Source organism: Aeromicrobium massiliense JC14, assembly GCF_000312105.1.
Classification (GTDB): domain Bacteria; phylum Actinomycetota; class Actinomycetes; order Propionibacteriales; family Nocardioidaceae; genus Aeromicrobium; species Aeromicrobium massiliense.
Genome location: NZ_HE978637.1, coordinates 839,415 through 853,643, shown reverse-complemented (window position 1 = coordinate 853,643; position 14,229 = coordinate 839,415). Strand labels below are relative to the sequence as shown.

General features: G+C 72.0%; 14 protein-coding genes. 6 read left to right on the top strand and 8 right to left on the bottom strand.

From position 1 onward, the window contains the following. Together HGAM_RS19005 and HGAM_RS19000 are read right to left on the bottom strand one after the other, a co-directional pair. Nucleotides 1–360, bottom strand: coding sequence for a hypothetical protein (locus HGAM_RS19005; protein WP_019145613.1), 360 nt, complete (start codon nt 358–360; stop codon nt 1–3). After that, a complete protein-coding gene (locus HGAM_RS19000; protein WP_019145612.1) occupies nt 357–1,268 on the bottom strand; it encodes a heme o synthase in 912 nt (303 codons plus the stop codon). The genes HGAM_RS19005 and HGAM_RS19000 overlap by 4 nt, the downstream gene beginning before the upstream one ends. 128 nt (nt 1,269–1,396) lie before the next feature. Here HGAM_RS19000 and tkt point away from each other — a divergent pair, with 128 nt between their 5' ends. The 6 genes from tkt to pgl are packed head-to-tail and all read left to right on the top strand — an operon-like array spanning nt 1,397 to nt 9,454. Next, the gene (tkt, locus tag HGAM_RS18995; RefSeq protein ID WP_019145611.1) at nt 1,397–3,604 is read left to right on the top strand and encodes a transketolase; all 2,208 of its coding nucleotides are present in this window, start codon (nt 1,397–1,399) and stop codon (nt 3,602–3,604) included. 26 nt (nt 3,605–3,630) lie between these two features. Next, on the top strand, nt 3,631–4,719 hold the full coding sequence (tal, locus tag HGAM_RS11330) for a transaldolase (protein ID WP_019145610.1): 1,089 nt from the start codon (nt 3,631–3,633) through the stop codon (nt 4,717–4,719). A gap of 3 nt (nt 4,720–4,722) precedes the next feature. Continuing rightward, nucleotides 4,723–6,303, top strand: a complete 1,581-nt coding sequence (locus HGAM_RS11325; RefSeq protein ID WP_019145609.1) for a hypothetical protein — start codon at nt 4,723–4,725, stop codon at nt 6,301–6,303. After that, nucleotides 6,300–7,832, top strand: a complete 1,533-nt coding sequence (gene zwf, locus HGAM_RS11320) for a glucose-6-phosphate dehydrogenase (protein WP_019145608.1) — start codon at nt 6,300–6,302, stop codon at nt 7,830–7,832. Before HGAM_RS11325 ends, zwf begins: the two co-directional genes overlap by 4 nt. Nucleotides 7,833–7,850: 18 nt before the next feature. Beyond that, nucleotides 7,851–8,756: a glucose-6-phosphate dehydrogenase assembly protein OpcA gene (locus HGAM_RS11315; protein ID WP_019145607.1), complete on the top strand. Its 906-nt coding sequence runs from the start codon at nt 7,851–7,853 to the stop codon at nt 8,754–8,756. Continuing rightward, nucleotides 8,753–9,454, top strand: coding sequence for a 6-phosphogluconolactonase (pgl, locus tag HGAM_RS11310; protein WP_019145606.1), 702 nt, complete (start codon nt 8,753–8,755; stop codon nt 9,452–9,454). The genes HGAM_RS11315 and pgl overlap by 4 nt, the downstream gene beginning before the upstream one ends. Before the next feature lie 74 nt (nt 9,455–9,528). Here the strand turns inward: pgl and HGAM_RS11305 are convergent, their stop codons facing one another. From HGAM_RS11305 to whiA, 6 genes are all read right to left on the bottom strand, one after another. Then, nucleotides 9,529–9,882, bottom strand: coding sequence for an RNA polymerase-binding protein RbpA (locus HGAM_RS11305; protein WP_019145605.1), 354 nt, complete (start codon nt 9,880–9,882; stop codon nt 9,529–9,531). Next, complete coding sequence (gene secG / locus HGAM_RS11300; protein ID WP_019145604.1) at nt 9,882–10,118, bottom strand: preprotein translocase subunit SecG; 237 nt, start codon at nt 10,116–10,118, stop codon at nt 9,882–9,884. Before secG ends, HGAM_RS11305 begins: the two co-directional genes overlap by 1 nt. A 30-nt stretch (nt 10,119–10,148) precedes the next feature. Continuing rightward, nucleotides 10,149–10,922: a triose-phosphate isomerase gene (tpiA, locus tag HGAM_RS11295; RefSeq protein WP_049798325.1), complete on the bottom strand. Its 774-nt coding sequence runs from the start codon at nt 10,920–10,922 to the stop codon at nt 10,149–10,151. A gap of 17 nt (nt 10,923–10,939) precedes the next feature. Further along, nucleotides 10,940–12,133, bottom strand: a complete 1,194-nt coding sequence (locus tag HGAM_RS11290) for a phosphoglycerate kinase (protein WP_019145602.1) — start codon at nt 12,131–12,133, stop codon at nt 10,940–10,942. 2 nt (nt 12,134–12,135) lie between these two features. Then, nucleotides 12,136–13,140, bottom strand: coding sequence for a type I glyceraldehyde-3-phosphate dehydrogenase (gene gap / locus HGAM_RS11285; RefSeq protein WP_020691609.1), 1,005 nt, complete (start codon nt 13,138–13,140; stop codon nt 12,136–12,138). A gap of 98 nt (nt 13,141–13,238) precedes the next feature. Further along, nucleotides 13,239–14,225, bottom strand: coding sequence for a DNA-binding protein WhiA (whiA, locus tag HGAM_RS11280; protein ID WP_019145600.1), 987 nt, complete (start codon nt 14,223–14,225; stop codon nt 13,239–13,241). Between the last annotated feature and the right edge of the window lie 4 nt (nt 14,226–14,229).

The window sequence follows — 14,229 nt, the reverse complement described above, 5'->3', positions numbered from 1 at the left end:
CTATCGGGCGGGCGTCAGCCGGTCGGTGGGCAGCCCGACGACCGTGCGGGCCGAGAGCTCGGCCGGACGACCGACGACCAGGGCGCTGTCGGCGTCGCCCAGCACGACCCGCTCGGCATCGATCTCCAGCACGACGACGCAGCGCCGGGTGCCGTCGTCCTCGCGCAGCCACAGCGGCTCGGCCAGCCAGCGCAGCCCGGCGTCCTCGAGGACCTGCTCGGCCGAGATCCAGTCCGTCGGCTCGCCCAGCGGCACGCCGAGCAGCGACATGGGGACGACGTCGTCGCCGTCGGGCGCCAACCAGCCGATGAGCTTACGGTCGCCGGGACGCCGGTGCGGCGTCCAGTCGGCGGGGATCACCGCAGGAAGGGGTCGGCCGCGGCGGCCACGAACAGCAGCGCGAGGTAGGCGTTCGAGAAGTGGAACAGGCGCATCGGCTTGATGACCGACAGCTCCTCGGTGTCGCGGGCCCGCGAGCGCAGGTCGTACGCCTCGACCAGGAACACGATGCCGAGCGAGATCGCCGCGGCCGGGTAGAACCAGCCGGTGCCGGCGACCGGCCACAGCAGCAGCGAGGTCGCGACGGTCAGCCAGGTGTACATGACGATCTGCTTGGAGACCGTGTCGGACGACGCGATGACCGGCAGCATCGGCACGCCGCCGGCGGCGTAGTCCTCGCGGTAGCGCATGCCCAGCGCCCAGGTGTGCGGCGGCGTCCAGAAGAACACGACCATGAACATGACGACCGGCGTCCAGGCCAGGTCGCCGGTGACGGCCGACCAGCCGATGAGCGCCGGGAAGCATCCGGCCGCACCGCCCCAGATGACGTTCTGCCACGTGCGGCGCTTGAGCACCATCGTGTAGACGAGCACGTAGAACAGGTTCGCGGTGAGCGCGAGCGCCGCCGAGAGCCAGTTGACGAGCAGGCCGAGCATGACGGTCGAGACCACGCCGAGCACCAGGCCGAACACCAGGGCCGCGCGCGGCGAGACCTGGTGGCGGGCCAGCGGACGACGCCGCGTGCGGCGCATCTTGGCGTCCATGTCGGCGTCGTAGACGCAGTTCAGCGCGTTGGCGCTGCCGGCCGACAGCGTGCCGCCGACGAACGTGGCGATCACCAGGCCGAGCGACGGGACGCCCTCGGCGGCGACGAACATGACCGGGATGGTGGTCAGCAGCAGCAGCTCGATGATGCGCGGCTTGGTCAGCGCCACGTAGGCCTGGACGACCTCCAGGGGGCCGGCAGCGGGAGCGTGCGACGTCGTCACGTCGACGTCAGGAGCATCGTCGGTTCGAACGTCGGTCACGGTGAGCAGTCTACGCGCCGGGCGATAGTGTGGACGACGTAGGCACGCGGGACCCCCTTCACACCCCTTTCACAGGAGGAATCCACACGGTGACCACGACGGCTCTGGAGTGGAACGAGGTCGACGCCAAGGCGGTCGACACCATCAGGCTGCTGGCCGCGGACGCGGTCCAGAAGGCAGGCAACGGACACCCGGGCACGGCGATGAGCCTCGCCCCGGCGGCCTACCTGCTCTACCAGAAGGTCATGCGGCACAGCCCCGCCGATCCGCAGTGGGCCGGCCGCGACCGCTTCGTGCTCTCGTGCGGCCACAGCAGCCTCACCCAGTACATCCAGCTGTACCTGGCCGGCTACCCGATGACGCTCGACGACCTCAAGTCGCTGCGCACGTGGGGCAGCCAGACGCCGGGTCACCCCGAGTACCGCCACACCCCCGGCGTCGAGGTCACCACCGGCCCGCTGGGCCAGGGCATCGCGAACGCCGTCGGCATGGCCATGGCGGCCCGTCGCGAGCGCGGTCTGTACGACCCGACCGCCGCGGCCGGCACCAGCCCGTTCGACCACGACGTCTACGTCATCGCCTCCGACGGCGACCTGCAGGAGGGCGTCTCGGCCGAGGCGTCGTCGCTCGCCGGCCACCAGCAGCTCGGCAACCTGACGGTGATCTACGACGACAACCGCATCTCGATCGAGGACGACACCGACGTCGCGTTCAGTGAGGACGTCGGCGCCCGTTACGCCGCGTACGGCTGGCACGTGCAGACGGTCGACTGGACCCAGGGCGGCACCGGCTACCACGAGGACGTCCAGGCTTTGTGGGACGCGGTCCAGGCCGCCAAGCAGGTCACCGACAAGCCGTCGTTCATCGTCCTGCGCACGATCATCGCCTGGCCGGCCCCGAACGCGCAGAACACCGGCGCCTCGCACGGCTCGGCCCTCGGCGACGACGAGATCCGCGCCACCAAGGAGCTGCTCGGCTTCGACCCCGACGAGACCTTCGCGGTCAGCGACGAGGTCATCGCCCACACGCAGCAGGCCCGCGAGCGCGGCCAGCAGCTTCAGGCCGAGTGGACCAAGCACCTCGACGCGTGGCGCACCGGCAACGCCGAGGCCGCCGCGCTCTACGACCGCCTCGCCGACCGCAAGCTCCCCGACGGCTGGGAGGACGCGCTGCCGACCTACGAGGCCGACGCCAAGGGCGTCGCGACCCGTGTGGCGTCCGGCGACGTGCTCACCGCCATCGCGCCGGTGCTGCCCGAGCTGTGGGGCGGCTCGGCCGACCTCGCGGGCTCGAACAACACCACGCCGAAGGGTGAGCCGTCGTTCCTGCCGCCGCAGCGCTCGACCGCGAAGTTCAGCGGCGACTGGTACGGCCGGGTGCTGCACTTCGGCATCCGCGAGCACGCGATGGGCTCGATCATGAACGGCATCGCGCTGCACGGGCCCACCCGCCCGTACGGCGGCACGTTCCTGGTCTTCAGCGACTACATGCGCGGCGCGGTGCGCCTCGCGGCGCTGCAGGAGCTGCCCGTCACGTACGTCTGGACGCACGACTCGATCGGCCTGGGTGAGGACGGCCCGACCCACCAGCCGGTCGAGCACCTCGCCGCGCTGCGCGCCATCCCCGGCCTCGACGTCATCCGCCCGGCGGACGCCAACGAGACCGTGGCCGCCTGGCGCACGCTGCTCGGACTCAACGACCGTCCCGCGGCGCTCGCCCTGAGCCGGCAGAACCTGCCGACCTTCCCGCGCGGCACCGACGCCGACGGCACCCAGTGGGGATCGGCCGACCTGACCGCCAAGGGCGCCTACGTCCTGGTCGACACCGAGGGCACGCCCGACGTGATCCTGGTCGCGACCGGCTCGGAGGTGCAGCTGGCGGTCGAGGCCCGCACGGCTCTCGCCGCGGAGGGCATCGCCGCCCGCGTCGTCTCGATGCCCTCGCGCGAGTGGTTCGAGCAGCAGGACGAGGCGTACCGCGACAGCGTGTTCCCGCCGTCGCTGCGCGCCCGGGTCAGCGTCGAGGCCGGCGTGGCCCTGGGCTGGCGCGACGTGGTCGGCGACGCCGGCCGCATCGTCAGCCTCGAGCACTTCGGCGCCTCGGCCGACTACAAGACGCTGTACGAGAACTTCCACATCACGACCGACGCCGTCGTGGCCGCGGCCAAGGACTCGATCGCCGCTGCGGCGGGCGAGCCCCTCGCCCCGTTCCACGCGCGTCCTGCCGGCCCCGTGGGCCCGGGTGACAACCCGGACGCTCCCGAGGGACCGCAGCAGAACGCGGCCACCGGCGCCTGATCGTCCCGCACCCGAAGGAGAACAGCATGAATGCACGCCTCCAGGCCCTGTCCGACGCGGGAGTGTCGATCTGGCTCGACGACCTGTCGCGCGAGCGCATCGAGACCGGCAACCTCACCGAGCTCGTGAAGGAGTGGTCGGTCGTCGGCGTCACGACGAACCCGACGATCTTCGCCTCCGCGCTCTCCAAGGGCGAGAAGTACAACCCGCAGGTCCGTGAGCTCAAGGCCGCCGGCGCCGACGTCGACACCGCGGTCTTCGAGATCACCACGCTGGACGTCCAGCAGGCCTGCGACATCATGCGGCCGGTCTACGACGCCACCGGCGGCGTCGACGGCCGCGTCTCGATCGAGGTCGAGCCGGGTCTCGCCCGCGACGCCGACGCGACGGTCGCGATGGCCAAGAAGCTGTGGGAGAAGGTCGACCGGCCCAACCTGCTGATCAAGATCCCCGCCACCGAGGAGGGCCTGCCGGCGATCGCCGCGACGATCGCGGCCGGCATCAGCGTCAACGTCACGCTGATCTTCTCGCTCGAGCGCTACCGCGGAGTGATGGACGCCTACCTGTACGGCCTCGAGCAGGCCGTCGCCGAGGGCCGCGACCTGTCGCAGATCCACTCGGTGGCGTCGTTCTTCGTCAGCCGCGTCGACTCCGAGGTCGACAAGCGCCTGGGCGACGACAGCCCGCTGCGCGGCAAGGCCGCGCTGGCCAACGCCCGCCTGGCCTACGAGGCGTACGAGGAGGTCTTCGGCAGCGAGCGCTTCGCGGCGCTGAAGGCGCAGGGCGCGAACGTCCAGCGTCCGCTGTGGGCCTCGACCGGCGTCAAGGACCCGGCCCTGCCCGACACGCTGTACGTGTCCGAGCTCGTCGTCGACGGCACCGTCAACACGATGCCGGAGAAGACGCTGCAGGCCTTCGCCGACCACGGCGAGGTCACCGGCGACACGGTGCGAGGCACCTACGACGACGCCCGGAAGCTGTTCGCGCAGCTCGAGGAGCAGGGCATCTCGTACGACGAGGTCGTCCAGCAGCTCGAGGCCGAGGGCCTGCAGAAGTTCGACGCCTCCTGGGCCGAGCTCCTGGAGACCGTCCAGGGCGAGCTCGACAAGGCCTGATCGATGGTCGCGGTCCACGTCAACGTCCCTGACCACGCCGCGCTCGACGAGGTCGTCGCCCACCAGGTCGACGACGCCGTCGCGTCCCGGCTGACCGCGCAGGACCCCACGCTGTGGGGCCCGGCGGCCGTCGAGGAGGCCTCGATCCGCCTGTCGTGGGTCGGCCTCCACGAGTCCTCCCGTCCGCTCGTCGCCGAGATCGAGCAGCTGCGGGCCGACCTGGCCGAGCGCGGCGTCGACCGCGTCGTGCTCTGCGGCATGGGCGGCTCCTCGCTGGCCCCGGAGGTCATCTGCCGGGCCGCGGGCGTCCCGCTCGTCGTCCTCGACTCCTCGCAGCCCGACATGGTCCGCGACGCGCTGGAGACCGACCTCGACCGCACGGTCGTCGTCGTCTCCAGCAAGTCCGGCGGCACCGTCGAGACCGACAGCCAGCGCCGCGCCTACGAGCAGGCGTTCCGTGATGCCGGCATCGACCCGGCCGAGCGCATCGTGGTCGTCACCGATCCCGGCTCGCCGCTGGAGCAGGCCGCCCGCGAAGCGGGCTACCGGCTGTTCAGCGCCGACCCGCACGTCGGCGGCCGCTACTCCGCGCTGACCGCCTTCGGCCTCGTGCCGAGCGGCCTGGCCGGCGCGCCGATCGGCGACCTGCTCGAGCAGGCGGCCACGGTCGCCACCGAGCTCGCCGCCGACGGCACCGCCAACCCGGCGCTTGTCCTGGGCGGGCTACTCGGCCTGGCCAACCGGGCCGGCGCCGACAAGCTGGTCCTGGCCGACCGCACCGGCCACGGCCTGGGCGACTGGATCGAGCAGCTCGTGGCCGAGTCCACCGGCAAGGACGGCAAGGGCGTGCTGCCCGTCGTCGTGCCGGGCGAGGACGCCCCGGGCTTCTCCCCCAGCACCGCCGACGCCGTCCTGGTGACGATCGGGGCCGACACGGCGCCGGAGTCCACGTCCGGCTTCGGCGCGGGCGTCGAGGGCGACCTCGGCGCGCTCATGCTGCTGTGGGAGCACGCCACGGCCCACGCCGGACGCCTCCTCGGCATCAACCCGTTCGACCAGCCCGACGTCGAGAGCGCCAAGCAGGCCGCCCGCGACCTGCTGGGCGGCGGCGGCGAGCAGGCCGCGCCCGACGCCACAGACGCCGGCATCGACCTGTACGGCACCGACGCGAGCACGCTCGCCGAGGCGCTGGCCACCCTGCTGGGCTCGATCGACCGCGAGCACGGCTACCTGGCCGTGCAGGTCTACCTGGACCGTCAGGCGCACGCGGACTTCGCGCAGGTGCGCGAGACGCTGGCCGCGCGGCTCGGTCGTCCGGTCACCTTCGGCTGGGGACCCCGGTTCCTGCACTCGACCGGCCAGTACCACAAGGGCGGACCGGCCACCGGCGTCTACCTGCAGGTCACCGGCGAGCCGCTGCGCGACCTGGACGTCCCCGGACGCGACTTCAGCTTCGGCTCGTTCATCGGCTCCCAGGCTGCGGGCGACGCCAAGGTGCTGCGCGACAAGGGACGCCCGGTGCTGAGCCTGCACCTGCACGACGTCGACGCGGGCCTGGCCCGCCTGCGGGAGGCGCTCGGATGAGCACCCAGTACTCCAACCCGCTGCGCGACCCGAACGACCGCCGCCTGCCCCGCATCGCCGGGCCGTGCGGGCTGGTCATCTTCGGCGTCACCGGCGACCTGGCCCAGCGCAAGCTGATACCGGCGATCTACGACCTGGCCAACCGCGGCCTGCTGCCGCCGAGCTTCTCGCTCATCGGCTTCGCCCGGCACGACTTCGACATCGAGGAGTTCGCCGAGCGCACGAAGGCGGCGGCCAAGGCGGGGGCGCGCACCCAGTGGCGCGACTCGGTCTGGGACCAGCTGGCCGGCGGCCTGCGGTTCGTCCCGGGCACCTTCGACGACGACGCGGCCTGGCTGAACCTCGCGTCGACGATGAAGGAGCTGGACCAGCAGCAGGGCACGGGCGGCAACCACGCCTTCTACCTGTCGATCCCGCCGGCGTTCTTCGACGTCGTGGTCAGCAAGCTCAAGCAGCACGGCCTGGCCGACCCCGACGACGAGGGCTCCTGGCGCCGCGTCGTGGTCGAGAAGCCGTTCGGGCACGACCTGCAGTCGGCGCAGAAGCTCAACGCCGCCGTCGCCGAGGTCTTCCCGCGCGAGAGCGTCTTCCGCATCGACCACTACCTGGGCAAGGAGACGGTCCAGAACATCCTGGCCTTCCGCTTCGCCAACGGGATGTTCGAGCCGATCTGGAACAACCACTACGTCGACCACGTCCAGATCACGATGGCCGAGGACATCGGCATCGGCACCCGCGCCGGCTACTACGACGGCATCGGTGCTGCCCGCGACGTCATCCAGAACCACCTGCTGCAGCTCATGGCGCTCATCGCGATGGAGGAGCCGGTCTCCTTCGACGCGGGCAGCCTGCGCATCGAGAAGCAGAAGATCCTGGCCAACGCCCGTCCCCCGCAGCGCCTGGACCTGCACACGGCCCGCGCGCAGTACGTCGAGGGCTGGGCCGGGGGCGTCGAGGTCGACGGCTACCTGGGCGAGGAGGGCATCCCGCCGGACTCGCTCACCGAGACCTACGCGGCCATCCGGGTCGACATCGGCACCCGCCGCTGGGCCGGCGTCCCGTTCTACCTGCGGGCGGGCAAGCGCCTGGGCCGGCGCGTCACCGAGGTGGCCGTCGTGTTCAAGCAGGCCCCGCACCTGCCGTTCAGCAAGCTCGAGGTCGAGGAGCTGGGCCAGAACGCGCTCGTCATGCGCATCCAGCCCGACGAGGGCGTCACGCTGCGCTTCGGCGCCAAGGTGCCCGGCACCACGATGGAGATCCGCGACGTCAACATGGACTTCGCCTACGGCGGCACGTTCGTGCAGTCGAGCCCGGAGGCCTACGAGCGGCTGATCCTGGACGTCCTGCTCGGCGACCCGCCGCTGTTCCCCCAGCACGAGGAGGTCGAGCTGTCCTGGCGCATCCTGGACCCGATCATCGAGCACTGGGCCCGGCAGAAGCGGATCGACACCTATCCGGCCGGCACGTGGGGCCCGGAGTCCGCCGACAAGATGCTCGCCCGCGACGGTCGTCGCTGGCGCCGTCCGTGAGACGAGAGTGACGCGCTGATGCAGATCGAGCTCAACGACACCAACGCCTCGGAGATCGCCCGGGCGATGGTCAAGGCCCGGATGGCTTCGGGCAGCCCGGCGATGGACATGGTGCTGACGTTCGTCGTCATCACCGACGAGGACGGCGTCGCCGACGCCCTGCGCGACGCCACCGACCTGGCCAAGGAGCACCCGGCCCGGGTCATCGGCGTGATCCGCGGCTCCGGCCGCGGTGCCGCGACGCTGCACGCGAAGGTGCGGGTCGGGCAGGAGACGTCCGGCGAGTCCGTGCTGCTGCGGATGTCCGGGCAGCTGGTCAAGCACGCCGAGTCCGTCGTGCTGCCGCTGCTGCTGCCCGACTCCCCCGTGGTCGTGTGGTGGCCCGGCGAGGCCCCCGCCGACCCGGCCGAGGACCCGATCGGACGCCTGGCCCAGCGCCGGCTGACCGACTCCGAGGCGAGCAGCAAGCCGGTGCACGCGCTCCGCGCCGTGGCCCGCCGCTACGAGCCGGGCGACACCGACCTGGCCTGGACCCGGCTCACGCCGATGCGCGGGCTGCTGGCCGCCGCCCTCGACCAGACCCGGTCGAAGGTGCGCTCGGCCGAGCTGGTCGCCGGCCCCGGCAACCCGGCCGCCGTCCTGCTGGCCGCCTGGCTGGAGGACCGGCTGCGCATCGACGTCTCGCTGACCGAGGGCTCCTACCCCCACGTCAGCCAGGTGAAGCTGCACACCGACGCCGGCGACGTGCTCATCACCCGCGAGGCCGACACCACGACGTTCTCGGTGCCCGGCGCGTCCGAGCGGCAGGTACCGCTCGTGACCCGCACCGTCCCCGAGCTCCTGGCCGAGGACCTGCGCCGCCTGGACGCCGACGACGTCTACGAGTCCACCGTCAAGCACATGCTGGAGAAGGGCACCCGATGAACCACGACGTCCACGACGGTCCCGACGCGCTCGTCGACGCGCTCAACGCGGCCCTGGCCGACGTCGTGCGCGAGGCCCAGGCCGAGGGCCGGACGCCGTCGGTCGTCCTCACCGGCGGCACCATCGCGACGCGCGCGTTCGAGCGCATGGACCCGGACGCGGCCGACTGGTCCGACGTCGACTGGTACTGGGGCGACGAGCGGTTCGTCGCCGGCGACTCCGAGGATCGCAACGAGCGCCAGGCCCGCGAGAGCTTCCTGGACCGCCTCGACGTGCCCGAGGAGCGCATCCACGCGTTCCCGTCGACCGACGGCGGGCTGTCCGCGGCGGAGGCGGCCGACGCGTACGCCGCGGTGCTGCCGACCGACCCGTTCGACGTCGTGCTGCTCGGCGTCGGGCCCGACGGGCACGTCGCCTCGCTGTTCCCCGGGTTCGCCCAGCTGCACGAGACGGTGCGGCCGGTCGTCGACGTCGAGGACTCCCCCAAGCCGCCGCCGAACCGGCTGACGCTCACCTTCCCGGTGCTCAACCACACGCGCCGCACGTGGCTGGTCGTGAGCGGCGAGGGCAAGGCCGAGGCCGTCGCCCGGGCCGCGGCCGGCGAGCCGGTCACCGAGGTGCCCGCCACCGGGGTGCACGGCACGCAGGAGACCCGCTGGTTCCTCGACACGGACGCCGCGTCGCAGCTCCCCGCCTGACCGGCCCACGACGCACGACGAAGGCCCGGCACCCCTCGTGGGGTGCCGGGCCTTCGTGCGTCCGCGTCAGCGGATCAGAAGATGACCTCGCCGGACTTGCGGCGGCTGCGGAGCAGCTGCAGCGCCTCGTCGAGGATCTCGGTGGCCTCCGTCTCGGAGCGACGCTCCTTCACGTAGGCCAGGTGCGTCTTGTACGGCTCGGTCTTGGGCGCGTCGGGCCGGTTCGCGGCGTCGACGCTGGCCGGCAGGCCGCAGCGCGGGCAGTCCCACTCGTCCGGCACCTCCGCCTCGATGGCGAACTGCAGCACCGTGCGGTGGTCGTTGTGGCAGAAGTACGTCACGGCCTTGCGGGGCGCGGCCTCGCCACGCTCCGCCTCGCCCATGGGGCCCGAGCCGATGCGGCTGCCCCGGATCGCTCCGGCGGCCATCAGTTGGCCACCTTCAGGAGCAGCCCGAGGGCGACGACGCACACGGCCCAGATGACCGCGAAGCCGACGGTGATGCGGTCGAGGTTGCGCTCGGCGACGGACGAACCGCCCAGGGAGCTGGAGACGCCACCACCGAACATGTCCGACAGGCCGCCACCGCGACCCTTGTGCATGAGGACGAGCACGATCATCAGCAGGCTGCTGATGGCGAGCACGACCGAGAAGAAGAGAACCACGTCGGACCTTTCTGGATGTCCTTGCGGACGTTAGCCGATGCTCGGCAGGGCGTAGAACCGGGCGATCCCGGCGAACTCCTCGGCCTCGAGGCTCGCACCGCCGACCAGGGCCCCGTCCACGTCGGGCTGGGCCATGATCGACGCGACGTTCGCCGCCTTGACCGATCCGCCGTAAAGGATACGCAACGACGCGGCCGCGTCCGACGAGCAGGTCTCCGCGACACGCTGACGGATCGCCGAGCACACCTCCTGGGCGTCCTCGGGGGTGGCCACCTCGCCGGTGCCGATCGCCCAGACCGGCTCGTACGCGACGACCAGCCCGGCGACCTCCTCGGGCGAGAACCCGGCGAGCGAGCCGTCGACCTGGGCCAGGGTGTGGGCGACGTGCTCGCCGGCCTGACGGACCTCCAGGCCCTCGCCGACGCACACGATCGGGGTCATGCCCGCCGCCAGCGCCTTGCGCGCCTTGGTGGCCACGACCTCGTCGGTCTCGGCGTGGTCCTGGCGGCGCTCGGAGTGGCCCACGACGACGTAGGAGCAGCCGAGCTTGGCCAGCATCGCGGCGGAGATCTCGCCGGTGTGCGCGCCGCCGTCGTGCGCCGACACGTCCTGCGCGCCGTAGCGGATCTTCAGCCGGTCGCCGTCCACGAGCGTCTGGACGCTGCGCAGATCGGTGAACGGCGGGACCACGACGACCTCGGCCTTGTCGAAGTCGTGCTTCTTGTCCTGCAGCGTCCACGCGAGCTTCTGGACGAGCACCACCGCTTCCTGGTGGTTGAGGTTGCTCTTCCAGTTGCCGGCCATCAGCGGGGTACGGGTGCTCACGACTGCTCCTCCAGGACGTCCAGGCCCGGGAGCGTCTTGCCCTCGAGGTACTCCAGGCTCGCACCGCCACCGGTGGAGATGTGACCGAACTGCGCGTCCTCGAAGCCGAGCTGGCGCACCGCGGCGGCGGAGTCGCCACCGCCGACGACCGACAGGCCGTCGACCTCGGTGAGCGCCTGCGCGACCGTGCGGGTGCCCTCGGCGAACGACGCCATCTCGAACACACCCATGGGGCCGTTCCAGAAGACCGTGCGCGCACCGCGGATGCGCTCGGCGAACGCGTCCGCCGAGTCGGGGCCGATGTCCAGGCCCATGCGGTCGGCCGGGATCGCGTCGGCCGCGACCGTCTCGGCGCCGGCGTCCTTGAACTCCGGCGCGACGACCACGTCGGTCGGCAGCAGCAGCTCCACGCCCTGCGCGGCGGCGCGCTCCAGGTACGAGCGGGCGGTGTCGAGCTGGTCGGCCTCGAGCAGCGACGTGCCGACCTCGTGGCCCTGGGCCTTGAGGAAGGTGAACAGCATGCCGCCGCCGATCAGCAGCGCGTCGGCCTTGTCGAGCAGGTTGTCGATGACGCCGAGCTTGTCGGACACCTTCGAGCCGCCCAGCACGACCACGTACGGGCGCTCGGGCGTCTCGGTGAGCCGCTTCAGCACCTCGACCTCGGCCTGCACGAGCCCGCCGACTGCGGCCGGCAGACGCGTGGCGACGTCGTAGACGCTGGCCTGCTTGCGGTGCACGACGCCGAAGCCGTCGGACACGAACACGTCGGCCAGGGCGGCCAGCTCGTCGGCGAACGCGCCGCGGACGGCGTCGTCCTTGCTCGTCTCGCCCGGGTTGAACCGGACGTTCTCGAGCACCGCGACGTCGCCGTCCTCCAGCGCCGCGCTGATGCGCTGCGCCTCGGCACCCACGGTGTCGTTCGCGAAGAGCACCGGACGGCCGAGCAGCTCAGCGAGCCGCTCGGCCACCGGGGCCAGCGAGTACGTCGGGTTGGGCGTGCCGTCGGGACGGCCGAGGTGCGCCGTGACGAGCACGCGCGCACCCGCGTCCGCGAGCCGCTGGATCGTCGGGACGCTCGCGCGGACGCGACCGTCGTCGGTGATCGTCGTGCCGTCGAGCGGCACGTTCAGGTCGCTGCGGACCAGGACGCGCTTGCCGCGCAGGTCGCCGAGGTCGTCGATGGTCTGCACGGTCAGAGCGACGCGCCGACGTGCTTGACCAGGTCGACGAGACGGTTGGAGTAGCCCCACTCGTTGTCGTACCAGCCGACGACCTTGACCTGGTTGCCGATGACCTTCGTCAGGCCCGAGTCGAAGGTGCACGACGACGGGTCGGTGACGATGTCCGAGGAGACGATCGGGTCCTCGGTGTAGGTCAGGAAGCCCTTGAGCGGGCCCTCGGCCGCCGCCTTCATGATCGCGTTGACCTCCTCGACGGTGGTCTCGCGCGAGGCCTCGAAGCTGAGGTCGGTGGCCGAGCCGGTCGGCACCGGGACGCGGAGCGCGTAGCCGTCGAGCTTGCCCTTGAGCTCGGGCAGGACCAGGCTGACCGCCTTGGCCGCACCGGTCGAGGTGGGGACGATGTTGAGCGCGGCGGCGCGGGCGCGACGCAGGTCCTTGTGCGGCGCGTCCTGCAGGTTCTGGTCCTGCGTGTACGCGTGGATCGTGGTCATCAGGCCCTTCTCGATGCCCAGCGCGTCGTTGAGCGCCTTGGCCATCGGGGCGAGGCAGTTCGTGGTGCACGAGGCGTTCGAGATGACGGTGTGCTTGTCGCCGTCGTACAGGTCGTGGTTGACGCCCATGACGATGGTGATGTCCTCGTTCGACGCGGGCGCCGAGATGATGACCTTCTTGGCGCCGCCGTCGACGTGCGCCTTCGCCTTGGTGGCGTCGGTGAAGAAGCCGGTGGACTCCACGACGACGTCGACGCCGACCGAGGCCCAGTCGAGCTTCGCGGGGTCGCGCTCCTCGAAGGCGGCGATCTTCTGGTCGCCGACGTAGATGGCCGACTCGTCGAAGGTGACGTCGGCGTCGAGGCGGCCCAGGATCGAGTCGTACTTGAGCAGCGTCGCCAGCGTCTTGTTGTCGGTGAGGTCGTTGACGGCGACGACCTGGATGTCCTCGCCGGACGCGCGAACCGCGCGGAAGAAGTTGCGGCCGATGCGGCCAAATCCGTTGATGCCCACGCGTACGGTCACGAGGTTCGCTCCTGGTCTCGATGATGGGTAGGTCCGAGCCCAGCCTATCGAGTCGGCCCACCGCTCCGCGGGTGACCCAGGTTACGCGCGGGTATCCCTCACTCGTCGTCCAGGACGTCCTCGGACAGGCCCGCCTCGGTGTCAGGGATGCCAAGCTCCTCGGCCCGCTTGTCGGCCATCGCGAGCAGGCGCCGGATGCGTCCGGCGATGGCGTCCTTGGTCAGCACGGGCTCGTGCAGGCGGCCCAGCTCCTCCAGGCTCGCCTGGCGGTGCTCGACGCGCAGCTCGCCGGCCATCTTGAGGTGGTCGGGCACCTCCTCGCCGAGGATCTCCAGCGCACGCTGGGCGCGCGCGCCGGCGGCCACGGCCGCCCGGGCCGAGCGGCGCAGGTTGGCGTCGTCGAAGTTGGCCAGCCGGTTGGCCGTGGCGCGCACCTCGCGGCGCATGCGGCGCTCCTCCCAGGCCAGCAGCGTCTCGTGCGCACCCAGCCGGGTCAGCAGCGCGCCGATGGCCTCGCCGTCGCGGATGACGACGCGGTCGACGCCGCGCACCTCGCGCGCCTTGGCGCCGATGCCGAGGCGGCGGGCCGCGCCGACCAGGGCGAGGGCGGCCTCGGAGCCGGGGCAGGTGACCTCGAGCGCCGACGAGCGGCCGGGCTCGGTGAGCGAGCCGCGGGCCAGGAACGTGCCGCGCCAGGCCGCCACGGCGTCGCAGGTGGCCCCGGAGACGACCTGCGGGGGCAGGCCCCGCACGGGACGTCCGCGGCCGTCGATGAGGCCGGTCTGGCGGGCGAGCGCCTCGCCGTCGCGGCTGACCCGCACCAGGTAGTGGGCGCTCTTGCGCAGGCTCGAGCCGCCGCGGAGCATCGCGATCTCGCTGTCGTGGCCGTAGACCTCGGCGATGTCCTTGCGCAGGCGCCGCGCGGCCGCACCGGTGTCGAGCTCGGCCTCGACGACGATGCGTCCGGCCGAGAGGTGCAGCCCGCCGGCGAAGCGGAGCATCGAGGAGACCTCCGCCTTGCGGCAGCAGGCCTTCGTGACGTTCGTGCTCGCGAGCTCGGACTTCACCTGTGCGGTCATCGCCATGCGG

What these genes read in the sequence shown, in the direction of transcription:
- tal (WP_019145610.1), top strand. Translation starts at nt 3,631, where the DNA reads ATGAATGCACGCCTCCAGGCCCTGTCCGACGCGGGAGTGTCGATCTGG.
- HGAM_RS11325 (WP_019145609.1), top strand. Translation starts at nt 4,723, where the DNA reads ATGGTCGCGGTCCACGTCAACGTCCCTGACCACGCCGCGCTCGACGAG.
- zwf (WP_019145608.1), top strand. Translation starts at nt 6,300, where the DNA reads ATGAGCACCCAGTACTCCAACCCGCTGCGCGACCCGAACGACCGCCGC.
- HGAM_RS11315 (WP_019145607.1), top strand. Translation starts at nt 7,851, where the DNA reads ATGCAGATCGAGCTCAACGACACCAACGCCTCGGAGATCGCCCGGGCG.
- pgl (WP_019145606.1), top strand. Translation starts at nt 8,753, where the DNA reads ATGAACCACGACGTCCACGACGGTCCCGACGCGCTCGTCGACGCGCTC.
- HGAM_RS11305 (WP_019145605.1), bottom strand. Translation starts at nt 9,882, where the DNA reads ATGGCCGCCGGAGCGATCCGGGGCAGCCGCATCGGCTCGGGCCCCATG.
- tpiA (WP_049798325.1), bottom strand. Translation starts at nt 10,922, where the DNA reads ATGGCCGGCAACTGGAAGAGCAACCTCAACCACCAGGAAGCGGTGGTG.
- whiA (WP_019145600.1), bottom strand. Translation starts at nt 14,225, where the DNA reads ATGGCGATGACCGCACAGGTGAAGTCCGAGCTCGCGAGCACGAACGTC.